The organism is Pseudomonas sp. HY2-MNA-CIBAN-0224 (assembly GCF_040310285.1).
Classification (GTDB): Bacteria; Pseudomonadota; Gammaproteobacteria; order Pseudomonadales; family Pseudomonadaceae; genus Aquipseudomonas; species Aquipseudomonas helleri.
The window spans coordinates 1-22,793 of the sequence record NZ_JBEOPQ010000075.1 but is presented as its reverse complement, the minus strand read 5'-3'; the positions used below and the strand labels follow the sequence as shown (position 1 = coordinate 22,793).

Genomic DNA, 22,793 nt, shown 5'->3' with positions numbered 1-22,793 from the left:
AGCTTGCCTCGCGATCTTTTAAAAGATCGCGAGGCAAGCTCGCTCCTGCAGGGGTTTAGGCGAGCAAATGCATACAATATTTATACAAATTTGTACCGTTATTCCCAGAGTGGCTAAAATCATCTTTTTATAACATTTAAGCCGAGATTCTCTTCTATGAGGCCAAGTGCCGCTGCGGATATCGCCACGATTAACCGGATCAGCGCAGTCCCGGCAATCCTTCAGGTGGTTACTGAAATGACCGGCATGCGCTTTGCTGCCGTTGCCCGGGTGACGCCTAACAGCTGGACAGCCTGCGCCGTGCTCGACAATCTGGGGTTTGGCTTGAAACCTGGAGGTGAACTGGACCTGGTCACGACGTTGTGCTTTGAAAGCATGAATTCGCAATTGCCCATCCTCATCGACAAAGCCAGCGAAGACCCGCTGTACCACGACCACCCAACGCCCAGAATCTACCGATTCGAGAGTTACTTCACGATACCTGTGTTCCGCACCGACGGCCGTTTGTTTGGTTCGTTGTGCGCACTGGACCCTGAACCTGCGGCCCTTAAAAACACCTCGATCCAGGCCACCATGGAGTCTTTTGCGCGTCTGATCTCGCTGCAAATTGAAGCCGAAGAAAACCTGGAACACGCGCAATCCGAGCTGGCGCTGGCCCGTGAACACGCCGAGCTGCGCGAGCAGTTTATTGCGGTGCTCGGCCATGACCTGCGCAACCCGTTGTTCGCCATGACGACTGCGGCAGATCGCTTGCTCTGCAAGTACCCGAACCCTCAAACCCATGATCTCGTGCAACACATCAAAACCTGCGGCCTGCGCGCCTCGCAGCTGGTCGAAGACGTCCTCGATTTCGCCCGTGGAAGGCTCGGCAGCGGGATCCCGGTGCTGCTGAGCCCGTGCCCGGACCTCACGCAAGTGCTCGAACACGTGATCTCGGAAGTCCGCCATATTTACCCTGAGCGGCAGATCGAATCGGCAATCGGCTCGCTAGAAAGCATTGAATGTGACAGCAGCCGCCTGGCTCAGTTGCTTTCCAACCTGCTTGCAAACGCCATCGCCCATGGCTCTGCAACAGGTCCGGTGCACATCACCGGGACGGCGCAGAACGCAATGTTTGCGCTAAGCGTGACTAACCAGGGCCAGCCGATCCCAACTGAAGCGCTGCCGCATTTATTTCAACCGTACTCGCGCCCCGCCAGCAACACGCCGCAAGCCGGTCTTGGCCTGGGTTTGTACATTGCCAGCCAGATTGCCCTGTCCCACAATGGCCGCCTGAGTGTGATGTCGGACGAACTGCACGGCACAACGTTCACTTTTACCATGCCGCTTTCCCTGCCCCCTGAGGCCTAGCATGACCCGCCTCTGCCCCTATGAAGACCTTAACGCTGTGCAGCGCGAGCAACTGCTCGCCATTGAGGTGCTGCCAGAACAGTTACCGTTCAGTGGTGACATCGCGTGCGCCTTGTACTCATTGCCCGCGCAATGCCATCCGGGGATTAAAGGCTTTGCCCTGTTAATCGATGAACGACCTGTGGCCTTTATGCTGCTCAAGCGGCATCCGCTGTTGGCGCACTGGGCTGACGCCGGCAGCGCCACGCTGCACGCCTTGCAGGTGCACAGGCAACTGCAAGGGCAAGGGCTGGGCAAGGTTTGTTTGCGCTTGCTCGCGCAGGACATCCAGCACTATTGGCCCGACGTCAGTCAGTTAATGTTGTCGGTGAGCCCCGACAACACGTCAGCCCTGGCTTTTTACTTGAGCCAGGGCTGGTCTGAGCGCGGCGAAGCCTATCGGGGTGAGCGGCGTTTGGTGTTGCCTCTCACGCCCTTGCAGGCAAAGCCCGCGGCTTGACCAGCACCCCCATTGAAACGAGCCTTTGGCAAAACGCGGAGCGGGTAATAGGAAAAACGCCTAAATAAATCTGCTTTTTCAGAAAAATCTCTCGCCAGACATCTAGACAAAAGGCCATTACGCCGTTTATTGTCTCGCCGCAGACCACCGCAGTGGTCAACGTCGCTCGGACGGTTCCGGGCGCTTACGTATCAGAGGCATACATGGCAGACCAAGGTTCGCCGCGCCGCTTTGCGCGCATAGATCGACTCCCCCCTTACGTGTTCAACATCACTGCTGAGCTGAAGATGGCCGCCCGACGCCGTGGCGAAGACATCATCGACTTCAGCATGGGCAACCCTGACGGCCCGACGCCGCCCCATATCGTTGAAAAACTCTGCACCGTCGCACAGCGTGAGGACACTCACGGCTACTCGACTTCGCGTGGCATCCCACGACTGCGCAGGGCTATTTCTCGCTGGTACGCCGATCGCTACAACGTGGAGATCGACCCGGAAAGCGAAGCCATCGTCACCATCGGTTCCAAAGAAGGTCTGGCGCACTTGATGCTCGCCACCCTCGACCAGGGCGACACCGTGCTGGTGCCGAACCCCAGCTACCCGATTCACATCTACGGCGCCGTGATTGCTGGCGCGCAGGTGCGCTCGGTGCCTTTGATTCCGGGCGTGGACTTTTTTGCAGAACTGGAAAAAGCCATTCGCGGCTCGATCCCGAAACCCAAAATGATGATTCTGGGCTTTCCGTCGAACCCGACGGCGCAGTGCGTCGAACTGGATTTCTTTGAGCGCGTGGTGGCCTTGGCCAAGCAGTACGACGTGCTGGTGGTTCATGACCTGGCCTACGCCGACATCGTCTATGACGGCTGGAAAGCGCCTTCGATCATGCAGGTGCCTGGCGCCAAAGACGTCGCCGTCGAGTTCTTCACCCTGTCCAAAAGCTACAACATGGCGGGCTGGCGAATCGGCTTTATGGTCGGCAACCCGGAACTGGTCAACGCGCTGGCGCGGATCAAGAGCTACCACGACTACGGCACCTTCACCCCGCTGCAAGTGGCGGCCATTGCGGCACTTGAAGGCGACCAGCAATGCGTCAAAGACATTGCCGAGCAATACCGTCAGCGTCGTAACGTGTTGGTCAAAGGATTGCACGAGCTGGGCTGGATGGTCGAAAACCCGAAAGCGTCGATGTACGTCTGGGCCAAGATTCCCAAGGCTTACGCCGAGATGGGGTCGCTGGAGTTTGCCAAGAAACTGCTGGCCGATGCCAAGGTGTGTGTCTCACCGGGTGTAGGCTTTGGTGAGTATGGTGACGACCATGTGCGCTTTGCCCTGATTGAAAACCAGGACCGTATCCGTCAGGCCTTGCGCGGTATCCGCGCGATGTTCCGCGCGGACGGTTTGAGCGCTAGCTGAACAAGCCCATTACGCCTATGTAGCAGCTGACGAGCCGAGCGAGGCTGCGTCCGATTGCGAAGCGATCGTAAAGTCCGGACACGCGATTTATTGGGAGAATCGAGTCGCCTGACTCTACGACGGCTACGCCGCCGGACGTAGCCTTCGGCAACTGCTACACAGCCGCCGAAGGCCTCAACGAGCGTCTTAAACCACCAACGACAGCAGCATGATGAAGATCAGGCCGACAACCGAAAGGATGGTTTCCATCGCGGTCCAGGTCTTGAAGGTCTCAACCACGGTCATGTTGAAGTACTGCTTGACCAGCCAGAAACCCGCATCGTTGACGTGCGACAGAATCAACGAGCCTGCGCCCGTTGCCAGCACCAGCAGTTCGCGGTTCACGCCCGGAATCATATCCACCACCGGCAACACAATCCCCGCCCCGGTAATGGTCGCCACGGTTGCCGAACCGGTCGCGATACGAATCACCGCCGCCACCAGCCACGCCAACAAAATAGGCGAGATGTTGGCGTGCACCGCCATATGGCCGATCACATCACCCACGCCGCTGGCCACCAGCATCTGCTTGAAGCCACCGCCCGCGCCAATGATGAACACGATCGCAGCCGTCGGCGCCAGGCTCGCGTCGAGCAGCTTTAGCACGCGCTTGGAATCGATCCCCTGCCGCGCACCAAAGGTGTAGAGCGACAACAGCAACGCCAGCAACAACGCGCTGATCGGGTGGCCGATCATGTCCATCCAGCCGCGGAAGAAGTTACCCGTGGGCAATGCCACGTCGGCAAATGTCTTCAGCAACATCAGGAACACCGGCAACAGCACCGTGGCCAGAGTGATACCAAAACTCGGCAGGCTGCTGGACTCCGGCTCGCTGGCCAGTTGGTCGACGAGTTCCTGAGACGGGTTGCCCGGGATGTATTTGGAGATGAACGTGCCGTAAATCGGACCAGCAATGATCGCTGTCGGCAGCGCCACGATCAGACCGTACAGGATGGTTTTACCGATATCCGCCCCGAACACGCCAATCGCCAGCAACGGGCCAGGGTGCGGCGGAACCAGACCGTGCACCGCCGACAAACCGGCCAGCAACGGAATACCGATCTTGATCAGTGACACGCCGGTACGCCGCGCCACGATGAAGACCAGTGGAATCAGCAAGACAAAACCGATCTCGAAAAACAGCGGAATGCCCACCAGGAACGCAGCAAACATCATCGCCCACTGCACACGCTCCTTGCCGAAGGCACGGATCAAGGTGCGAGCAATCTGATCGGCGCCGCCCGAGTCAGCCATCATTTTGCCGAGCATCGTGCCCAGCGCCAAAATGATCCCGACAAAGCCCAGTACGCCACCAAAACCTTCCTGGAACGACTTGAGGATCTGGTCGGCCGGCATACCGGTGGTCAGGCCCAAAAAGGCCGACGCGATAATCAGGGCAATAAAGGGATGTATTTTGAACCGAGTGATCAGCACGATCAGCCCGATGATCGTCACCACTGCATCAAGCAGTAGAAAGGTGTGTTGGGACATGCCTAGCATGGGGCGTCTCCTGCCTTGTTTTTATTATCAACGACGAATGAACAGCCTGGGATCAAACAGACAGCGCTGTCTTTTTGAAACAAAATCATGACGTTGCCAGTAAAGAATGTTCACGCCACCACTCATGAGAAGCGAGCGCCAACTGGTCAATGTTGAGGGCCGCCGCATTCAGCGTCAGCACCAAGGGTTCCTTGCTCGGCGATTCGAGAGCCGCGAACTGGCTGTCGATGAGCGTCTTGGGCATAAAGTGCCCCGGGCGATGCGCCACCCGGTCAGCGGCCACTTGCGGCGTCAGTTCCAGAAACACGAAACCCAGGCCATCAACGGCGGCACGCAAACGCTCGCGGTAACGCAATTTAAGCGCCGAACAGGTCAGCACCGGGCGCTGGCCACGGGCAATCGCCGTGCGCAGTTCATCGCACAAGCTGTCCAGCCAGCCAGAACGGTCTTCATCGGTCAGGGGAATGCCGGCGCTCATTTTTTCAATGTTGGCCGCCGGGTGAAAGGCATCGCCTTCAATCGGCGTTGCGCCATTAAGATGGCACAACGCCTGGCTCACACTGGATTTGCCGCAGCCGGCAACACCCATGATGACCAGGGCAGTGATAGGTTGGTTCATGAAACACCTCAGTCCGTAGACAGCGCTGTCTTAGTCAAAGCGTTCACTAGCTGAAAGCAAAGCACAAAGACCAGGCTACCGACGTCTATTTCTCATTTTTATGGGGAGACGCCGTGACGCTCTCGACATACAAAGATCTTGAATAATCCCACAGACAATTAGGCAATTGCCGACAGACAAGGACAGCGCTACCTTAGTGACTTGTTTTTTGTTTGGCAAGCCGCCCTGATGACCTCCTCTAAAAACGATAAAAACCCCCGTACCACGGGCCGCCCGACCCTTAATGAAGTCGCCCGACTGGCGGGTGTCAGCCCGATTACCGCCTCCCGCGCCTTGCGCGGTATCAGCAGCGTGGCCACAGAGCTGGCCGAAAAAGTACGCCAGGCTGCCGACGAACTGAACTACGTGGTCAACCCTGCCGCTCGGGCACTGGCCTCGGCGCAAAGCCACTCGGTAGTGGTGCTGGTGCCCTCGTTATCCAACTTGCTGTTTATCGACACACTAGAAGCCATCCACGAGGTCTTGCGCCCCAAAGGTTTTGAAGTGCTGATCGGTAACTATCACTACTCCCGCGAGGAAGAAGAAAACCTGCTGCGCAACTACATGGCGTACCAGCCCCGCGGCCTGTTGCTGACCGGCTTTGACCGCACTGAAAGCTCACGGCGCATGCTTGAAGCGAGCAATACACCTTGTGTGTACATGATGGAACTGGACGCCGGTGCAGGCCTTAATTGCGTTGGGTTCTCGCAGTTAAAAGCCGGTGAAACAGCAGCCCAGCACTTGATCTCACGCGGGCGTCGACACCTTGCCTACATCGGTGCACAACTCGACCAACGCACGCTCTTGCGCGGCGAAGGTTATCGTCGCGCCTTGCAGGAGGCCGGGCTGTACAACCCGGACCTGGAAGTACTGACACCACGCCCTTCTTCCGTGGGCCTGGGCGGCGAGCTGTTTTTACAGTTGCTGGCGACTCACCCTCATGTTGACGCGATCTTTTTTGGTAACGACGACCTTGCCCACGGTGCATTGCTGGAAGCCGCCCGCAGCGGGATTAAAATCCCGGAGCAAATTTCCATTCTGGGCTTCAACGACCTGCCTTCTTCCGAGTTCATGGTGCCGCGCCTGAGCAGCATTCGTACGCCACGAGAAGCCATTGGCCGTCGCGCCGCCGAGCAAATGCTCACATTGATGGCGGGCAACAAGGTGCAACAGCCGGTGCAAGACATGGGCTTTGAGTTGATGCTGCGCGAAAGCACCTGAGTTCGCCGCCGAGCGGCAAGAATTGTCCGCTCGCCCTGCCCCCCTCCACCCTCGCCCAGCCGCGGCCCTTTAAAAATGGGTGTTTGCGACTGGGCACGGTTATTGCCCTGCTAATAGTCATCACCTTTTAGAGGGGCACATTCATGTTGATCAACACGCAGCATACGTCTGCAATTCAAAAGACCCAGCGCACCGACCTCGACCCGGCGAACGCTGCCGCCAGCGCGTTGTACAGCGCGGCCCAGCAGAATGCTCAGCCACTGACCAACCTCCAGGCAACCCCGGCATCCGTGGCCGGCAATGCGCAAGCGGATAACGTCAACGCGGCCTTCGCCAAAACCCGGGTCATGTTGCAGGCCAGCGCTTCAAGCACCGGCACGGCGGCCAAGACCTCGGCCACCGACGAGTTCAAGGACTACATGAGCAAGTCACCGGCGCAGCGGATTCGCGAACAGTTGCTCAAGGAAATGGGCCTGACGGAAGACGATGTGAAAGCCATGCCGCCCGAGAAACAGCAGGCAATTACCGACCAGATCACCGCGCTCATGCAGCAAAAAGAAGCGATCAAACAGGCTGCCGCCCAGCAGCAGGTTGCTGAGAAGCGCTCAACCGACTTGGTGTGACCGCACATCTCGAATTACAAGCCCGGTAACAGAAGGGCATCGTGGGAGCGGGCTTGCTCGCGATGCTGTCGACGCGGTCTTACCGTTAAACCACGCCGATTCAATCACGAGCAAGCCCGTTCCCACGGGCACGCGCCTCAACTGATCTGCAACGTTGAATTGAACTGGCTGATGGCGTCGACCACATGCCGGGAGCCCTGCTGGATCTCCAGAATCGCCTCTCCCGCCTCATTGGCCAGTGAAACCCCCAGCCCGGTTCGGCTCAAGCTCGATTGCATGCTGTTTACCGCGCTCAACGACAAGTCATGATTTTTACGTACCACCTCGACAATTTCAATGGTTGCCGCACTGGTACGCGCCGCCAGGCTCCTGACCTCGTCAGCGACCACCGCAAAGCCACGGCCATGCTCACCGGCCCTGGCCGCTTCAATGGCCGCATTGAGCGCTAACAGGTTGGTTTGATCGGCAATGCCGCGAATGGTCTGGACGATTTTGCCGATGATTTCCGACTGTTTGCTCACCGCATCGATACTGCTCGCGGCCTCGTTGAGGTCTTTGGAAATAGCCTCGATGGTTTGCACCGTTTGTTGAACCACTTGCGAACCTTTCTGCGCGCAGGCGTCGTTTTGCACTGATGTCGCGTGGGCCGATTCAGCGGCGGTTTGCAGGTTGCTGACTTGTGCAGTGATGTCGCTGGCAAACTTCACCACTTTATACAGGCGGCCTTTGGCATCGAAAATCGGGTTGTAGGAAGCCTCCAGAAAAACCGTGTGGCCATATTTATCGACCCGTTCGAAACGTCTGGAATGGTATTCGCCGCGATTAAGCGACTCCCAAAAGGCTTTGTATTCGGCGGACTCGGCTTCGCTGCGACGGCAAAACATGCTGTGGTGCTGGCCTACGATCTCTTGCAACGAATAATGCACAGTGTTGAGAAAGTTCTGATTGGCATTGATGACCCGGCCATCAGGTGAAAACTCGATCATGGCCATGGAGCGGCTCAAGGCATTCACGATGCTCTGGTTTTCGTGCTCTTTATTGACCCGGTCGGTGATGTCGGCCGCCACTTTCATCACACTGAGCACCTGCCCGCTGGCGTCGGTGATCGGCATGTAGCTGGCCTCTAGCCAGATTTCACGCCCTGCTTTGTCGAGCCGGGTAAACGTCCCGCTCAACGGCGCACCACTGGCCAGGCTCTTCCAGAATTGCGCGTATTCAATGCCGCGCTGGTAAGCGTCTTCGCAAAAAATCCGGTGATGCTTGCCGCGAATCTCGTCGACGGTATAACCCATCACCCGGCAAAAATTGTCATTGGCCTCAAGAATGATCCCTTCAGGGGTGAACTCGATAATGGCCATTGAGCGACTGACGGCCAATGCCTTGGCCTTCATGTCCTCCAAAGAACAACTTAAGCGCTGATTCTCGAGCAGGTCGGCTTTGCGACGCGAATTAAACATGACTCAACCCCTGATGGTGCTTTCTTGTGATGATGTGTAATTTTCAAGGCACAACAAAACCTCAGCCCATGTAACGCTTGCTGTTTGCATTACAACCAATCAGGGGAAAAGCCACTTCATATTCGGGCCCCTATGATCCCAAGCATAGACAGGCCTAAACAGGGTGCAAGCCAATTGCCAGCAAGGGGCGACGAAACGCACAGTACGGGCTGCAGGCATCTGCTCGATTCGGATAGCTGGCTAACTTATGGTTAAACGTGAATATTCAAAAAAGCCCGGAAAGTGCACTTTCTCATCGCCAATAAACACTCAAACGAATACAGATCGAGAGACTTAAATGATTCAGCGCTGTGTATATACTGCGCGCTTATTTTTAACGCCCGTGGACGACATGACCGCCATTGTTTACGCCCCGCTCGAAGCGCCATTGTGGCCATTAATGAATAAGTTTTACCGCGCGCATCAGTCGTCGATGAAAGCCAGTAAAGACGCACAGCTATGGGTCGCACGCCAACAAGACATCATTGGCGGGTTGTGCCTGCGCTCAATGGCACATGGCTACTGGCTGACCGGGTTATTTGTTGCGCCCGCGCTACGAGGGCAAGGGGTTGCCGGGGCATTGGTGAAGGCGTCTGTGGCAGCCTGCGAGGGGCCGGTATGGCTGTTCTGCGACCCCGAGTTGCAAGGCTTTTATGAAGGGCTGGGGTTTAGCGTGGAAGTCGACTTGCCCTATGTACTGCATGAGCGGCTGGTTCGCTATCAACGCAATAAAGCGATGATAGCGATGGGCCTTGAGCCTACTCTTGCGTGCCCGGCGCCAGCTCCGGGAACAACACCTCAATAAAGCCGAACTTGCTGAAGTCCTTGATGCGTGACGGGTACAGACGGCCGATCAGGTGATCACACTCGTGCTGCACCACGCGCGCATGAAAGCCATCAGCAACGCGTACGACGGGATCACCCTTGGGGTCAAAACCTTCGTAACGGATCTTCTCGAAGCGCTCGACCACACCGCGCAGCCCTGGCACTGACAAGCAGCCTTCCCAGTCTTCTTCAACTGCAGGGCTCAAGGGCGTGATCAGCGGGTTGATCAAGATGGTTTGCGGTACGGGTTCGGCGTCCGGGTAACGCTCACTGTGTTCGAAGCCAAAGATCACCAGTTGCAAATCAACGCCAATTTGCGGAGCCGCCAGACCAACGCCCCCGGCGTGCTCCATGGTCTGCAGCATGTCGTCGATCAATTGCCACAGCTCTGGCGTATCAAACATCTCGGGAGGCACTGGCTTGGCAACTCGCAGCAGACGCTCATCACCCATTTTCAAAATTTCACGAATCATAATCAGGCTTCATCTGAAGTGGATTTAAGGGAGTGGTCGCGCCCAAGCCCGGACACATGCGGTGTGTCGTCGGACTCTTCGAAGGTTTTCTCACCCGGATCTTTGCCTTCAGCTGACATGTGCTCGATAACAGCGTTCATTTCAGCCCCCAACAACAATACGGCTGACGAAATATAGAAATACAGCAACAGCACAATGATCGCCCCGATGCTGCCATACATCGCGTTGTAATCGGCGAAGGTTTTCACATAAAACGCAAAACCCAACGACGCTGCGATCCACACCACCACGGCCAACACCGAGCCTGGCGTAATAAAACGAAACTTCTGCTCAACGTCTGGCATCACGTAGTAAATGACCGCCACAGCCACCATCATCAGCAAGATAATCACTGGCCAGCGCAGGATGGTCCACAGCGTGACCACAAACTCCTCAAGCCCCACCTGCCCCGCCAGCCAGCCCATCACTTGCGGCCCCAGCACCATCAACGCGGCAGCAGCCAGGAGCATTCCGGCAATGCCGATGGTGTAAAAAATCGACAGCGGAAAACGCTTCCAGATCGGCCGGCCTTCCACCACGTCGTAGGCGGCGTTCATGGCACTCATCATCAAGCGCACGCCCGCCGAGGCGGTCCACAGCGCGACGACAATACCGAAAGACAGCAAGCCACCCTTCGATTGCTCCAACTGGTCAATCACCGGGTTCACCTGCTCCAGCGCTTGTGGCGGCAGGACCAGCTCGGACTGCAAACGCAGCCAGCTGAAAAAGTCGGGCAAATGCAAAAAGCCGATCAGTGCGATCAGAAACAGGATGAACGGGAACAGCGAGAAGAGCATTTGATAGGCCAATGCCGAAGCGTAGGTCGACATTTCATCGTCGATAAACTCTTTGACCGTACGCACCAACACTTTGCCTAACGGCAGGCCATTCAAGACCGGAAAAATCATAGCGTCTCCTTTCGCCGCTTATAAATTGAGCTCGACACACCCTCTGCAACGGGTTCAGTACGGGGGTTTTACCTCAAAAGTAGTTCAAATGGCGACTTTGGAAATACGTAACCGCAAAACCCATAAAAACGGCCACCTCAAGGATGGCCGTTTTCAGGGCAAGTGACGAAGTACCCGATTACGCTTTATCGACGGTGTTATTCACTGCATCTTTGGCTTTACCGACAGTCTGCTGCGCTTCGCCCTTCAGTTCCTGGGCTTTGCCTTCTGCGCGCAGCTTGTCGTTGTCGGTGGCTTTACCCACCGCTTGTTTGACATTGCCTACTGCTTCGTTCGCCATGCCTTTGATCTTATCGCCAGTGCTGCTCATGGGATTTCTCCTAGTGAAAGTTCGGATGTCATTCTCGACATCTAGGTTGACCCGCAGATGTCGAGCAGAGTTTCATTTATTTTCTGTGGCTCATTTCGTCGCGCAGCGCAGGTTGCGCTTTATGTTTGCCCGCTAACCCCTGAGAATGCGCAACGTATTCAGGCTATGGCGCTGAAGATCCGCAATTGTAGGAAGGTTATGAAACTCGATAAAAAGCAGGCCATCGCCCGCAGAAACCAGGAACTTGGCGGCGCGGTACTGGGCGTCAACAACTGCCATCTCGCTACGTTGAACACCAACAAGAACATTTGGTGGTTCGATATTCCTTTGGCCCGCCTGGCTATTGGTCAATACGAATGGGTGCACCTGCTGTTGCACACCCCGAGCACCGATGAGTTGCTGCATTTGAAGGTCACTACCGCTTTCCTGCGTGAAAAACGCGAAGGCATGGTGGTCCGTGCGACGCACAAACGCACGCCGACCATGAGCCTTGAACTGAGCGCTGACAAAGACTCCTTCCTGCAGGACGTGCGTCCGACAGGCACCGGCGTCAATTTCGCGCAGTTCCTGCAGAAGTAATTGAGTTAGCCCCCTGTAGGAGCGAGCTTGTCTCGCGATCTTTTGATCTTTTAAACAGATCGCGAGACAAGCTCGCTCCTACAGAGGGTGTGCAGCCGCTGCAAAAACAACAAAGCCCCGCAATGCGGGGCTTTGTTGTGTCTGGGCGAGGTTACTTTTTGAGGCCCAGTTTTTTCAGTTCTTCATCGCGTAATTCGCGACGCAAGATCTTGCCCACGTTGGTTGTTGGCAGGCTTTCACGGAACTCGATGATCTTGGGTGCTTTGTAAGCCGTCAGGTTGGCCCGCATGTGCGCTATGACCTGTTCTTTGGTCAGGGTCATGCCCGGCTTGACCACGATGAAGACCTTGATCAGTTCACCGGTTTTCTCATCCGGAATACCAATCGCCGCCGACTGCAAAACACCTGGCAACGAGGCCATGACGTCTTCCAGCTCGTTCGGGTACACATTGAAGCCCGACACCAGGATCATGTCTTTTTTGCGGTCAACGATGCGCATATAGCCATCCGGCTGAATCACCGCAATGTCACCGGACTTCAACCAGCCATCGCTGTCCATGATTTCGGCGGTGGCGTCAGGGCGCTCCCAGTAGCCTTTCATGACCTGCGGGCCTTTGATGCACAGCTCGCCAATTTCACCCAACGGCAACTCTTCGCCCGCATCGTTGATGACTTTGCACAAGGTAGAAGGCATCGGGATCCCGATGGTGCCCACCTGGATGTTCTGGATCGGGTTGACCGACGCCACCGGACTGGTTTCGGTCATGCCGTAGCCTTCGCAGATCGGACAACCGGTCACGGTCTTCCAGCGCTCAGCCACTGACAATTGCAACGCCATACCGCCCGACAAGGTGACCTTGAGGTGCGAAAAGTCCAGCTTGCGGAAAGCCTCGCTGTTACACAGCGCAATAAACAAGGTGTTTAGCCCGACAAAGCCGGAGAACTTCCACTTCGACAGTTCTTTAACCATCGCCGGCAGATCGCGCGGGTTGCTGATCAGGATGTTGTGGTTGCCCAGCAACATCATCGCCATGCAATGGAAGGTAAACGCGTAGATGTGGTACAGCGGCAACGGGGTGATGAGGATCTCGCTGCCTTCATTGAGGTTGGAGCCCATCAGTGCCTTGCACTGCAACATGTTGGCGATCAAGTTGCGGTGGGACAGCATCGCGCCCTTGGCCACGCCGGTAGTACCACCGGTGTATTGAAGCACCGCTACATCGCTGCTAATCGGGTTGGCTTCCTTGACGGGCTGGCCATGACCTTTGCTCAGGATGTCGTTGAACTTGATGGCGTTCGGCAAGTGGTACGCCGGGACCATTTTCTTCACGTACTTGATGACGCTGTTGATCAGCACACGCTTGAACGGCGACAGCATGTCGGCCACTTCGGTGACGATCACATACTTGACCGAGGTCTGCGGCACGACCTTTTCGGCGAGGTGCGCCATGTTGGCCAGGCACACCAGCGCCTTGGCGCCGGAGTCATTGAACTGGTGTTCCATTTCCCGCGCGGTGTACAGCGGGTTGGTGTTGACCACGATCAAACCGGCGCGGATGGCTCCGAACACAGCAATCGGGTATTGCAACAGGTTGGGCAGTTGTACGGCGATACGGTCGCCAGGTTGCAGGTCGGTGTGCTGTTGCAACCAGGCAGCAAAGGCGCCTGACAGCTCGTAAAGCTCACCGTAGGTGATGGTTTTGCCGAGGTTACTGAAGGCCGGCTTATCGGCGAAACGTTGGCAAGATTGGCGCAATACCGTCTGAATATTTGGGTATTCGTCAGGATTGATTTCAGCAGCAATCCCAGCTGGGTACTTATCCTTCCAAAAGTCTTCAATCATGGAAGCCCACTCCTCAGCGTCGCGAATTCTTCACCGCATTTGATGCGGTTATTATTTGTTTGATTTTTGTAATGGTAATTCTGGCTTTTTTACTTACCGAGAAGTCACAAAGCGCGCCGAGAGTAGCAGCTTTGCCAGAGGCCGCCTAGAGCCAAAAAAGGCCCTTAGCGTCACTTTTCTGACTGTCCTACAATCCTAAGTCACCATTAGAGCCATAACTCTATTTTTGTCAAAACCCGTCTAAACAAGGGCTTACAGCGCCATCAACGGCCCTTTTAAGACCCGACCCGGTTGATTTCACACTCAATAAAAAAGCCCGCGTGCCAAAGGCACACGGGCATTTGTCGCCTGACTGAACGAATCAGACGGTATCTCGTAACTCGCGGCGCAGGATCTTGCCCACAGGCGTCATGGGCAATGAATCCCGAACCACAATCTGCTTGGGCACTTTGTAGCCGGTGAAATTGTCTTTGCAGTACGCCTTGAGTTCTTCAACGCCCACCCCGCCGGCACGCGGCACCACGAACAATTTGACGGCTTCGCCTGTCCGTTCGTCGGGTACTCCGATAACGGCACAGTTCGCCACTTTGGGGTGAGCCATCACGATGTCTTCGATTTCGTTGGGGTACACATTGAAACCCGAGACGATGATCAGGTCTTTTTTACGGTCGACGATGCGCACATACCCATCGGGATCGATCACCGCGATATCGCCGGTTTTGAACCAGCCCTCGGCATCCAGCACCTCGGCCGTGGCTTCGGGGTTTTTCCAGTAGCCTTTCATGACTTGCGGGCCTTTGACGCACAGTTCGCCGCGCTCCCCCAGCCCCAGTTCAGCCCCGTCATCGCTGATGACTTTCATGAGCGTGCCCGGCACCGGCATGCCCACTGTTCCCAGCCGGGCAAACCCGCCGTAGGGGTTGGCACTGGCAACCGGCGAGGTTTCGGTCAGGCCGTAGCCCTCGACGATGCGGCAACCGGTGAGTTTTTCCCAGCGCTCAGCCGTGGCCTTGACCAGCGCCGTGCCGCCCGAGTTGGTGAGTTTGAGTGAGGAGAAATCCAGGGTCTTGAATTCCGGGTGATCCATGAGAGCCACAAACAGAGTGTTCAGGCCCAAAAATGCAGTGAACCGCCAGTTTTTAAGCTCCTTGATAAAGCCTGCGATATCACGCGGATTGGTGATCAGGATGTTGTGGTTGCCGGTCACCATCATGCACATGCAATTCGCGGTGAACGCATAGATATGGTAGAGCGGCAACGGCGCCACCATGATTTCCTGGCCTTCCTTGAGCAGCGGCAAACCATCTTCGGCATGCTGGGACAAGCAGCCACGAATCTGCTGCATGTTGGCTACCAGATTGCCGTGGGTGAGCATTGCGCCTTTGGGCAAACCCGTGGTGCCACCGGTGTATTGCAGCACAGCTATGTCGTCCAGCCTGACTTGCAGCGACCGCAACGGATGCCCTGCTCCCTGCTGCAACACCTGCTTGAAAGGAATGGCCTGCGGCAACCGGTAAGACGGCACGAGCTTTTTAACCTTGTCGACCACCAGGTTGGTGACCCAGCCTTTGACGGTGGGCATCAGGTCGCCCATTTTTGCTTCGATCAGGTATTCGATTTCAGTGTCTTCGAGCACCTCCTGCACGCGCTTGCCAAACATGTTCAGGTAGACCAATGCACGAATACCCGCACTCTTGAACTGATGGCGCATTTCACGCGAGGTGTACAACGGGTTGGTGTTGACCACCACCAGGCCCGCACGCAATGCACCAAACACCGCAATCGGATACTGCAGGATATTGGGCATTTGTACCGCGATGCGATCACCGGGCACCAGGTTGGTGTGCTGCTGCAAATAACCGGCAAACGCCGCGCTATGGCGATCAAGCTCGGCATAGGTCAGGGTGACCCCGAGGTTACTGAAGGCAGGCCGGTCTGCAAATTTTTTGCAGGAGCGCTCAAAGACATCCACCACGGAGGTGAAGGCAGTCATATCAATGTCCAGCGGCACGCCTGCGGGACGTTTGTCGTTCCAGAAATCAGGATGCATTGTTTTTATCCTCTTACCTGAGCATGTCTGGCTGCATCGTGATGCAGTAAAAGCACAGCATCCGGACGTTAACAGTTATCAAGTAGTAGGCAAATAAGGCGATCTTCGCCATTTACATCTTGAATCTTATTACTGTGATTTCGCCTGTGGTGCCGTTAATGCGCTATACAGTGCTACGACACCGTGTAAAGGAACTGCCATGAACCCACACACCTTTTGGCTGGAGACGAATGACCGCACAGGGCTTTTCGTGCACCAGTGGCTGCCTGAAGGTAAGCCCAAGGCGATTGTCTTGCTGGCCCATGGCATGGCCGAGCACAGTGGGCGCTATTCACGTTTGGGCCAGGCCTTGAGTGAGGCCGGTTTTGGGCTGTATGCCCATGACCAGCGCGGGCATGGCAAGACGGCAGAACGCGGCACGCTGGGCTATTACGCCGATGAAGACGGCTGGTGCGCCGTGGTCAGCGATGTAGCAAACCTGAACCGCCACATTGGCCAGACTCACCCCGGCACACCCGTGTTTATTCTCGGTCACAGCATGGGCAGCTACATCGCCCAGGCGTACTTGCTGCATCACAGTGCCAGCGTGCAGGGTGCGATTCTCAGCGCTTCGAATTTTCAGCCGGTGGCGCTGTATCGCAGCGCCAGCCTGATTGCCCGTTTCGAACGCTGGCGCCAGGGGCCTAAAGGTCGCAGCGCGCTGATCGAGTGGCTGTCGTTCGGCTCATTCAATAAAGCCTTCAAGCCCAATCGCACACGCTATGACTGGCTGAGCCGCGATCCGGTCGAGGTCGAAGCCTACGCCAATGATCCGTTATGCGGTTTTCGCTGCACCAATCAGTTGTGGGTCGACCTGCTCGGTGGCTTGCAGCAAATCAGCAAAGCGTCCAATCTCGTCCAGATTGACTCTTCACTTCCGGTTTTGGTTATCGGCGGTACCTGTGACCCGGTCAGTGAAGGCAAGCGTCTGGTAGATCTGAGCAACGCTTTGCGCAAGGCGGGTATCCAACAGGTGCAACTCAACCTGTACCCCCACGCGCGTCATGAGCTATTTAATGAAACCAACCGCGACGATGTGACGGCTGATGTCATCGCATGGCTGAATCAGGCGCTAAGCTGTTCACGCCCTCCGCGCAGCGAATAATCGAACCACCCATTTTAGAAAAAGACTTTAAAATCAAAACTTTGAAACTAAACACCCGTCACAGGACATGCGCTAGATGACCCAGGTTACCAACACCCCGTACGAAGCCCTCGAAGTCGGCCAGACTGCCAGCTACAGCAAAACCGTCGAAGAGCGTGATATTCAGCTTTTTGCGGCCATGTCTGGTGACCACAACCCGGTGCACCTCGACCCTGAATTTGCCGCAGCCACCATGTTCAAAGAGCGCATTGCCCACGGCATGTTCAGTGGTGCACTGATCAGCGCTGCCGTAGCGTGCGAGCTGCCTGGCCCGGGCACTATTTATGTTGGCCAGCAAATGACCTTTCAGAAGCCGGTCAAAATCGGCGACACGCTGACCGTGCGTCTGGAGATTCTGGAAAAGCTGCCAAAGTTTCGCGTGCGCATTGCCACCCGTGTGTTCAACCAACGCGAAGAAATCGTGGTCGACGGCGAAGCCGAGATCATTGCGCCACGCAAGCAACAAACCGTGAACCTGCCGGTGTTGCCAGCCATCAGCATTGGCTGATTGAGCGCCAAAAAAGTGGGAGCGGGCTTGCTCGCGATACGAACAACGCGGTCCTGTTAAAGACCGCGTTGCTGCTATCGCGGGCAAGCCCGCTCCCACATTGGCTTAAGGGCTGAGGTTAAGCCCGGGCACGCGCCTGATTACGCAGTGCTTTAACCTGGTCGTGGTTGCGCTGTACGTTCAAGTACTGACGCTCAACCACATCACGGATGCCGACCAGATTGTGCTTGGAGATTTTCTCCAGCGCTTCTTTATACGCTTTCAGCGCATGGTCTTCACCGCGCTCGGCTTCGTTGAGCACAGCCTCTTCACCTTTGCCGGTAAAGATCGACTTAACGTCGACCCAACGACGGTGCAGATCACCGGCTACGCTGGTGCTGGTTTCCGGGTCACCGCCAAGCTTGCGCACTTCGGCCTGAAGCTCAGCTGCGGCCGTACCGCAATCTGCAGAACGCTTAACAAACAGCGCTTTGAGCTCAGGGTTCTTGATGTCTTCGGCGCAGGTCTTGAAGCCTTCCTGGCCATCTTTGCTGGTTTCGATCAGGTCGTTCAGGACAGAGATGGCTTCTTTATTAAGGTCAGTCATTTTTCAATTCCTTGCTGAGTTGAGGATCGTGCAATAGAGATTGCAGTCCTCGTGCCAGCTTTTGAATAAAAATATAACCTTATAAATCAATAACTTAACTAATTATAGAAAACCAGCTTCCGGCGGTTTTGCATGATCTGTCATTTGGCCTGCATGCAAAATGCCTGTATTTTCCACCTGTTGCTGCACGCACTGAGGCCCAGGAATGAACCCCGAAAAACTCGAACTGCTGATCACCCACGAAATGCCCTTCGGCAAATACAAAGGCCGAATCATCGCCGACTTGCCGGGGCAGTACCTGAACTGGTTTGCCCGCGAAGGCTTCCCCAAAGGGGAGTTGGGTGGTTTGCTGGCGTTGATGCAAGAGATCGATCACAACGGCCTCTCGGACCTGCTGGACCCGTTGCGGGCCAAACATGGCAAGCCCAAGCCACGGCATTAACGCCACAAATCCTGTAGGAGCGAGCTTGCCTCGCGATCTTTTGATCTTGATCCGAAAGGTTATAAGGCCCCAATCGACAGGCAAAAAAAAGGTGCGCCGACCAAGCGCACCAAAAACCGTAGAACACACAACAATTCGTTACAAGGTCATCAATCCAGCAGTGCCAGTGCCTCGGCGGTGCATTCTTGAATGCGCGCCCAATCACCGTTTTTGATCCACTCGCTGTCTAGCATCCAACTACCGCCCACGCACATGACGTTTTTCAACGCCATGTAGTTGCGGATGTTCGCCGGGCCTACGCCGCCGGTCGGGCAGAATTTCACTTCGCCAAACGGGCCGCCCAGCGCCTTGATGGCAGCAACGCCACCACTGACTTCAGCCGGGAACAGCTTGAATCGGCGATAACCCAAGCCATAGCCTTCCATGATGCCGGAGGCGTTGCTGATGCCCGGCAGCAGCGGAATATCGCTGGCCACGCTGGCTTCGAGCAGGTCACGGGTAATGCCCGGCGTGACGATAAATTGCGAACCGGCCTCTTCGGCCGCCGCCAACATGTGGCGATCCAGAATGGTGCCAGCACCGGTCACCAGCTCAGGGCGCTGATCACGCAGCACGCGGATGGCTTCCAGGCCGAACTCCGAACGCAGGGTGACTTCCAGGGCTGTCAGGCCACCTGCCGCCAGCGCATCGGCCAACGGCAAAATGTCCTGCTTACGCGCAATGGTAATCACCGGCAGAATGCGCGCCTTGGCGCACAATTCGTCGATCAGGGCGACTTTTTCCGCCATCGAGACGTTGGCAATGCGTGTTGTCATGGCAGCTGATCCTTGGCTCATGGGCACCAGTAAATCTCTAACGTAGGTTGCAGAAAGGCACGAATCGGCAAGGCGGCAATGTCGGTGCCTCCCAGCGCATCGTTGAGGGTGTTCAATTTGCCCTGCCCGCTAATCGACAGGACCTTGTTTTTTGCGCTCGCCAACAGGCTGCGGCTCATGCTCAAACGCTGATGCGGCACGGTCGGCGCCAGCATCGGCCAGCAGCGACGAGGGTTATCCAGCGTCAACGCTTCGGCCAGGTTCGGGCTGTTCGGGAACAACGACGCGGTATGCCCGTCATCGCCCATGCCCAGAATCAGCACGTCAATCGGCGGCAGCTCGGCCAAGGCTCGATCGGCCTGTTCTGCGGCGTCTTCAAGATTGGCAGCAACGTTGTACAAGCCCACAAAGCGCGCTTTGGCAGCCGGGCCCTGAAGCAAATGTTTTTTCAGCAAACCGGCATTGCTGTCGGCGTGCTCTACCGGCACCCAGCGCTCGTCAGCCAGGCTGACGACCACTTTTGACCAGTCGAGCGGTTGTTTGATCAAACTCTGGAAAAACGCCACCGGGCTACGCCCACCGGAGACCACCAAGGTCGCAGTGCCTTGCGCTTTAATAGCGTCACTCAGTTGCCCGGCCACCTTAGTGGCCAGCTCCTCGGCCAGTACCGCCGGGTTTTTGAAGGTGTGCGCAGTGACACCTTCGGGCAGTTTCAAATCAGATATCGCCATACCAAGACCTCCCGTCTCGTGTAATCAGTGCAATGGAGCTCATCGGCCCCCAGGAGCCCGCCGCGTAAGGCTTGGGCATGTCACCGGACTTTTTCCAGCCGGCGATCAACTGGTCGCACCACTTCCACGCCGCTTCGATTTCATCTTTGCGTACGAACAGGTTCTGGTTGCCGCGCATCACTTCGAGCAACAAACGCTCGTAGGCGTCCGGGACCCGCGCGCTGTGATACGTGTCGGAAAAATTCAATTGCAACGGGCCGCTGCGCAGGTGCATACCTTTGTCCAGGCCCTGATCCTTGGTCATCACCCGCAGGGAAATGCCTTCGTCCGGCTGCAAGCGAATGATCAGCTTGTTGCCGATTTGCAGGCGCTGCTCAGGAGCGAAGATGTAGTGCGACGGCTCCTTGAAGTGGATCACGATCTGCGACAGCTTTTGCGGCATGCGCTTGCCAGTACGCAGGTAAAACGGCACCCCGGCCCAACGCCAGTTGCGAATGTCTGCCCGCAGGGCGACGAAAGTTTCGGTGTCGCTCTGGGTGTTGGAGTTTTCTTCCTCCAGGTAGCCCGGCACCGACTGGCCTTCGCTGTAGCCGGCGATGTACTGACCGCGTACCACCTGGGTGGTCAGGCCTTCGGCGCTGATCGGCGCCAGGGCCTTGAGCACTTTGACTTTCTCGTCGCGGATGCTGTCTGCCGACAAGTCCGCAGGCGGGTCCATGGCGATCAGGCAGAGCAACTGCAACAAGTGGTTTTGAATCATGTCACGCAGCTGGCCAGCCTTGTCGAAGTAACCCCAACGGCCCTCAATGCCAACCTTCTCGGCCACTGTGATTTCCACGTGGGAGATGTAGCGTTGGTTCCACTGGGTTTCGAACAGGCTGTTGGCAAAGCGCAGGGCGATCAGGTTTTGAACAGTCTCTTTGCCCAGGTAGTGGTCGATGCGGTACACGCGGTTCTCGGGGAAGAACTGCGCCACGGCGTCGTTGACCTTGCGCGAAGACTCAAGGTCCGAGCCGATCGGCTTTTCCAGCACCACACGGGCGTTGTCAGCCAGACCGACTTTGGACAGGTTTTCGCAAATGGCGCCGTAGACCGCGGCCGGGGTGGCGAAGTAAGCGATAACTCGCTGTTCGGTTCCCGCCAGTTCGGCCAGCGGCACGTAATCTTCGGTCTTGAGAAAATCCACATGCAGGTAGCTCAAGCGCGCCAAAAAACGCGTGAGCACGTCATCTTCGATTTCTTTGGCACCGACATACTGACGTAACTGACTGTCGATATGCGCCAGGTGGCTCAGTGCATCGCCGGGCTCGCGGGCCAGCGCCAGAATGCGCGTGTCGGCATGCAGCAAGCCGGCACGGTCCAGTTGATATAAGGCAGGGAACAGTTTGCGCAAGGCCAGATCGCCCAAGGCGCCGAACAAGGCAAAGGTGCACGGTTCAACCGTAATCGAAGGCATGATGTTTGTTCTTTTATCAAGTTAAGCTACAAATACCTTTTTTCAAGGCATCACTCAAGGAAAAATGTAGTAATAAACACAACATTTTCTCTAAAAACAGATTCCCGCTAGTGGTCATCTCGGGCCACAAGTAGGATAGGCCACCTCACGAACCGCTTTAGCACGGTTGATTGCATCGCCGACCCAAGGAACACAAATGGACCGCGTGCGAAATTTACTCGAACAGATCAAAGGCCGCCTCGAAGAGCTGAACAAGGCTGAGCGCAAGGTAGCTGAAATTATTCTCCAGAACCCGCAACAAGCGACCCGGTTCAGCATTGCTGCCCTGGCGCAAGCGGCGTCGGTCAGTGAGCCGACGGTCAATCGCTTTTGCCGCTCGTTTGGGGTCAGCGGTTATCCGGAATTAAAACTGCAATTGGCACAAAGCCTGGCCAGTGGCGCAGCTTACGTGAGTCGGGCGGTTGAGGCCGATGACAATCCGGCGGCATACACGCAAAAGATTTTCGGCAGTGCAATTGCCTCGCTGGACAGCGCCTGCCAGGCCCTGGACCCGAACCTGATCAGCCGCGCCGTTGATTTGTTGATTCAGGCACGCCAAATCCACTTTTTTGGGCTGGGCGCTTCGGCCCCGGTGGCGCTGGATGCGCAGCACAAATTCTTCCGTTTCAACCTGGCGGTCACGGCCCATGCTGACGTGCTGATGCAACGCATGATCGCCTCGGTGGCCCACACCGGGGAGTTGTTCGTGATCATTTCGTACACCGGGCGTACCCGTGAACTGGTTGAAGTGGCGCGCATTGCCCGCGCCAACGGGGCTTCGGTGCTGGGCCTGACGGCTGAGAACTCACCACTGGCCAAAGCCAGTACCTTGAGCCTGAACATCCCGCTGCCCGAAGACACGGACATTTACATGCCCATGACCTCGCGCATCATCCAGCTCACGGTGCTGGACGTGCTGGCCACCGGCATGACCCTGCGCCGGGGCGTGGATTTCCAGCCGCATTTGCGCAAGATCAAAGAAAGCCTGAATGCCAGCCGTTATCCGGTGGGGGATGAGTTCAACTGATCACCTTGGGACTGCCGCGTTCGGCCAGCGTGGTTTAGATCAGAGCCATGTTGCCTCTGTAGGAGCGAGCTTGCTCGCGATCTTTTGATCTTTTAAAAGATAGCGAGCAAGCTCGCTCGTA

Annotated in this window: 22 protein-coding genes and 2 pseudogenes; 11 read left to right on the top strand and 13 right to left on the bottom strand. The window is 56.5% G+C overall.

What is annotated here, in order from left to right; translation table 11 throughout:
• Positions 1–156 precede the first annotated feature (156 nt).
• The 3 genes from AAEZ03_RS23155 to alaC all read left to right on the top strand — a co-directional run bounded on the left by AAEZ03_RS23155 (position 157) and on the right by alaC (position 3,261).
• Entirely contained in the window at positions 157–1,350 is a 1,194-nt protein-coding gene (locus AAEZ03_RS23155) for a GAF domain-containing sensor histidine kinase (protein WP_262125022.1), read from the top strand.
• Position 1,351: 1 nt separating this feature from the next.
• Positions 1,352–1,849, top strand: a complete 498-nt coding sequence (locus AAEZ03_RS23150; RefSeq protein WP_350581859.1) for a GNAT family N-acetyltransferase — start codon at positions 1,352–1,354, stop codon at positions 1,847–1,849.
• 203 nt (positions 1,850–2,052) lie between these two features.
• Positions 2,053–3,261, top strand: coding sequence for an alanine transaminase (gene alaC / locus AAEZ03_RS23145; RefSeq protein ID WP_123749785.1), 1,209 nt, complete (start codon positions 2,053–2,055; stop codon positions 3,259–3,261).
• 186 nt (positions 3,262–3,447) lie between these two features.
• Here alaC and AAEZ03_RS23140 read toward each other — a convergent pair whose 3' ends face one another.
• Together AAEZ03_RS23140 and AAEZ03_RS23135 are read right to left on the bottom strand one after the other, a co-directional pair.
• On the bottom strand, positions 3,448–4,800 hold the full coding sequence (locus AAEZ03_RS23140) for a GntP family permease (RefSeq protein ID WP_153433130.1): 1,353 nt from the start codon (positions 4,798–4,800) through the stop codon (positions 3,448–3,450).
• Positions 4,801–4,885: 85 nt separating this feature from the next.
• Entirely contained in the window at positions 4,886–5,419 is a 534-nt protein-coding gene (locus AAEZ03_RS23135) for a gluconokinase (RefSeq protein ID WP_048367908.1), read from the bottom strand.
• 228 nt (positions 5,420–5,647) lie between these two features.
• Between AAEZ03_RS23135 and gntR the strand changes: the two genes are divergently transcribed.
• Entirely contained in the window at positions 5,648–6,679 is a 1,032-nt protein-coding gene (gene gntR / locus AAEZ03_RS23130; RefSeq protein WP_278940233.1) for an HTH-type transcriptional regulator GntR, read from the top strand.
• Between the two features lie 143 nt (positions 6,680–6,822).
• Positions 6,823–7,302, top strand: a complete 480-nt coding sequence (locus tag AAEZ03_RS23125) for a hypothetical protein (RefSeq protein WP_123749783.1) — start codon at positions 6,823–6,825, stop codon at positions 7,300–7,302.
• 137 nt (positions 7,303–7,439) lie between these two features.
• Here AAEZ03_RS23125 and AAEZ03_RS29305 read toward each other — a convergent pair.
• Together AAEZ03_RS29305 and AAEZ03_RS29300 are read right to left on the bottom strand one after the other, a co-directional pair.
• Positions 7,440–7,868: pseudogene (locus AAEZ03_RS29305) on the bottom strand (methyl-accepting chemotaxis protein); the annotation flags it as partial.
• Positions 7,869–7,991: 123 nt separating this feature from the next.
• Positions 7,992–8,660 (bottom strand): annotated as a pseudogene (locus AAEZ03_RS29300) (PAS domain-containing protein); the annotation flags it as partial.
• Between the two features lie 490 nt (positions 8,661–9,150).
• Here AAEZ03_RS29300 and AAEZ03_RS23115 point away from each other — a divergent pair.
• The gene (locus AAEZ03_RS23115; protein WP_048385613.1) at positions 9,151–9,603 is read left to right on the top strand and encodes a GNAT family N-acetyltransferase; all 453 of its coding nucleotides are present in this window, start codon (positions 9,151–9,153) and stop codon (positions 9,601–9,603) included.
• Here the strand turns inward: AAEZ03_RS23115 and def are convergent.
• From def to AAEZ03_RS23100, 3 genes are all read right to left on the bottom strand, one after another.
• The gene (gene def, locus AAEZ03_RS23110) at positions 9,557–10,096 is read right to left on the bottom strand and encodes a peptide deformylase (protein ID WP_048367913.1); all 540 of its coding nucleotides are present in this window, start codon (positions 10,094–10,096) and stop codon (positions 9,557–9,559) included. The genes AAEZ03_RS23115 and def overlap by 47 nt on opposite strands.
• Before the next feature lie 2 nt (positions 10,097–10,098).
• Positions 10,099–11,043, bottom strand: coding sequence for a YihY/virulence factor BrkB family protein (locus AAEZ03_RS23105; protein WP_048367914.1), 945 nt, complete (start codon positions 11,041–11,043; stop codon positions 10,099–10,101).
• Between the two features lie 178 nt (positions 11,044–11,221).
• Complete coding sequence (locus AAEZ03_RS23100) at positions 11,222–11,413, bottom strand: CsbD family protein (RefSeq protein WP_350581853.1); 192 nt, start codon at positions 11,411–11,413, stop codon at positions 11,222–11,224.
• 198 nt (positions 11,414–11,611) lie between these two features.
• On the opposite strand from AAEZ03_RS23100, the gene AAEZ03_RS23095 reads away from it, so the two are divergent.
• Positions 11,612–11,992, top strand: coding sequence for a hypothetical protein (locus AAEZ03_RS23095; protein ID WP_153433134.1), 381 nt, complete (start codon positions 11,612–11,614; stop codon positions 11,990–11,992).
• A gap of 151 nt (positions 11,993–12,143) precedes the next feature.
• Here the strand turns inward: AAEZ03_RS23095 and fadD1 are convergent, their stop codons facing one another.
• On the bottom strand, positions 12,144–13,835 hold the full coding sequence (gene fadD1, locus AAEZ03_RS23090) for a long-chain-fatty-acid--CoA ligase FadD1 (protein ID WP_350581850.1): 1,692 nt from the start codon (positions 13,833–13,835) through the stop codon (positions 12,144–12,146).
• 361 nt (positions 13,836–14,196) lie between these two features.
• The gene (gene fadD2, locus AAEZ03_RS23085; protein WP_278940223.1) at positions 14,197–15,885 is read right to left on the bottom strand and encodes a long-chain-fatty-acid--CoA ligase FadD2; all 1,689 of its coding nucleotides are present in this window, start codon (positions 15,883–15,885) and stop codon (positions 14,197–14,199) included.
• Positions 15,886–16,084: 199 nt separating this feature from the next.
• On the opposite strand from fadD2, the gene AAEZ03_RS23080 reads away from it, so the two are divergent.
• Both AAEZ03_RS23080 and AAEZ03_RS23075 read left to right on the top strand, forming a co-directional pair.
• Positions 16,085–17,029: an alpha/beta hydrolase gene (locus AAEZ03_RS23080; RefSeq protein WP_350581848.1), complete on the top strand. Its 945-nt coding sequence runs from the start codon at positions 16,085–16,087 to the stop codon at positions 17,027–17,029.
• Between the two features lie 76 nt (positions 17,030–17,105).
• Positions 17,106–17,576 (top strand): MaoC family dehydratase, encoded by a 471-nt coding sequence (locus AAEZ03_RS23075; RefSeq protein WP_123749777.1) that lies wholly within the window; start codon positions 17,106–17,108, stop codon positions 17,574–17,576.
• A gap of 118 nt (positions 17,577–17,694) precedes the next feature.
• Here the strand turns inward: AAEZ03_RS23075 and AAEZ03_RS23070 are convergent, their stop codons facing one another.
• Entirely contained in the window at positions 17,695–18,162 is a 468-nt protein-coding gene (locus AAEZ03_RS23070) for a ferritin-like domain-containing protein (protein WP_048367924.1), read from the bottom strand.
• A gap of 205 nt (positions 18,163–18,367) precedes the next feature.
• On the opposite strand from AAEZ03_RS23070, the gene AAEZ03_RS23065 reads away from it, so the two are divergent.
• On the top strand, positions 18,368–18,604 hold the full coding sequence (locus AAEZ03_RS23065; protein WP_048367925.1) for a DUF3820 family protein: 237 nt from the start codon (positions 18,368–18,370) through the stop codon (positions 18,602–18,604).
• A 149-nt stretch (positions 18,605–18,753) separates the two neighbouring features.
• Here the strand turns inward: AAEZ03_RS23065 and AAEZ03_RS23060 are convergent, their stop codons facing one another.
• From AAEZ03_RS23060 to zwf, 3 genes are read right to left on the bottom strand one after another with little or no spacing between them, the layout of a single operon-like run.
• Complete coding sequence (locus AAEZ03_RS23060) at positions 18,754–19,419, bottom strand: bifunctional 4-hydroxy-2-oxoglutarate aldolase/2-dehydro-3-deoxy-phosphogluconate aldolase (protein ID WP_401094869.1); 666 nt, start codon at positions 19,417–19,419, stop codon at positions 18,754–18,756.
• 17 nt (positions 19,420–19,436) lie between these two features.
• Positions 19,437–20,150, bottom strand: coding sequence for a 6-phosphogluconolactonase (gene pgl, locus AAEZ03_RS23055; protein WP_350581844.1), 714 nt, complete (start codon positions 20,148–20,150; stop codon positions 19,437–19,439).
• The gene (zwf, locus tag AAEZ03_RS23050) at positions 20,137–21,606 is read right to left on the bottom strand and encodes a glucose-6-phosphate dehydrogenase (protein WP_262125031.1); all 1,470 of its coding nucleotides are present in this window, start codon (positions 21,604–21,606) and stop codon (positions 20,137–20,139) included. The genes pgl and zwf overlap by 14 nt, the downstream gene beginning before the upstream one ends.
• 205 nt (positions 21,607–21,811) lie before the next feature.
• On the opposite strand from zwf, the gene AAEZ03_RS23045 reads away from it, so the two are divergent.
• Positions 21,812–22,672, top strand: a complete 861-nt coding sequence (locus AAEZ03_RS23045; RefSeq protein ID WP_173430580.1) for a MurR/RpiR family transcriptional regulator — start codon at positions 21,812–21,814, stop codon at positions 22,670–22,672.
• The last annotated feature ends 121 nt before the right edge of the window (positions 22,673–22,793 follow it).

Bases quoted from the DNA above. Each gene is read 5' to 3' on its own strand.
- AAEZ03_RS23075 (WP_123749777.1), top strand. From the start codon at position 17,106: ATGACCCAGGTTACCAACACCCCGTACGAAGCCCTCGAAGTCGGCCAG.
- AAEZ03_RS23135 (WP_048367908.1), bottom strand. From the start codon at position 5,419: ATGAACCAACCTATCACTGCCCTGGTCATCATGGGTGTTGCCGGCTGC.
- fadD1 (WP_350581850.1), bottom strand. From the start codon at position 13,835: ATGATTGAAGACTTTTGGAAGGATAAGTACCCAGCTGGGATTGCTGCT.
- AAEZ03_RS23080 (WP_350581848.1), top strand. From the start codon at position 16,085: ATGAACCCACACACCTTTTGGCTGGAGACGAATGACCGCACAGGGCTT.
- AAEZ03_RS23065 (WP_048367925.1), top strand. From the start codon at position 18,368: ATGAACCCCGAAAAACTCGAACTGCTGATCACCCACGAAATGCCCTTC.
- gntR (WP_278940233.1), top strand. From the start codon at position 5,648: ATGACCTCCTCTAAAAACGATAAAAACCCCCGTACCACGGGCCGCCCG.
- AAEZ03_RS23060 (WP_401094869.1), bottom strand. From the start codon at position 19,419: ATGACAACACGCATTGCCAACGTCTCGATGGCGGAAAAAGTCGCCCTG.
- alaC (WP_123749785.1), top strand. From the start codon at position 2,053: ATGGCAGACCAAGGTTCGCCGCGCCGCTTTGCGCGCATAGATCGACTC.
- AAEZ03_RS23105 (WP_048367914.1), bottom strand. From the start codon at position 11,043: ATGATTTTTCCGGTCTTGAATGGCCTGCCGTTAGGCAAAGTGTTGGTG.
- AAEZ03_RS23115 (WP_048385613.1), top strand. From the start codon at position 9,151: ATGACCGCCATTGTTTACGCCCCGCTCGAAGCGCCATTGTGGCCATTA.
- AAEZ03_RS23150 (WP_350581859.1), top strand. From the start codon at position 1,352: ATGACCCGCCTCTGCCCCTATGAAGACCTTAACGCTGTGCAGCGCGAG.
- AAEZ03_RS23155 (WP_262125022.1), top strand. From the start codon at position 157: ATGAGGCCAAGTGCCGCTGCGGATATCGCCACGATTAACCGGATCAGC.
- AAEZ03_RS23100 (WP_350581853.1), bottom strand. From the start codon at position 11,413: ATGAGCAGCACTGGCGATAAGATCAAAGGCATGGCGAACGAAGCAGTA.
- AAEZ03_RS23125 (WP_123749783.1), top strand. From the start codon at position 6,823: ATGTTGATCAACACGCAGCATACGTCTGCAATTCAAAAGACCCAGCGC.
- zwf (WP_262125031.1), bottom strand. From the start codon at position 21,606: ATGCCTTCGATTACGGTTGAACCGTGCACCTTTGCCTTGTTCGGCGCC.
- AAEZ03_RS23070 (WP_048367924.1), bottom strand. From the start codon at position 18,162: ATGACTGACCTTAATAAAGAAGCCATCTCTGTCCTGAACGACCTGATC.
- AAEZ03_RS23095 (WP_153433134.1), top strand. From the start codon at position 11,612: ATGAAACTCGATAAAAAGCAGGCCATCGCCCGCAGAAACCAGGAACTT.
- def (WP_048367913.1), bottom strand. From the start codon at position 10,096: ATGATTCGTGAAATTTTGAAAATGGGTGATGAGCGTCTGCTGCGAGTT.
- fadD2 (WP_278940223.1), bottom strand. From the start codon at position 15,885: ATGCATCCTGATTTCTGGAACGACAAACGTCCCGCAGGCGTGCCGCTG.
- AAEZ03_RS23140 (WP_153433130.1), bottom strand. From the start codon at position 4,800: ATGCTAGGCATGTCCCAACACACCTTTCTACTGCTTGATGCAGTGGTG.
- pgl (WP_350581844.1), bottom strand. From the start codon at position 20,150: ATGGCGATATCTGATTTGAAACTGCCCGAAGGTGTCACTGCGCACACC.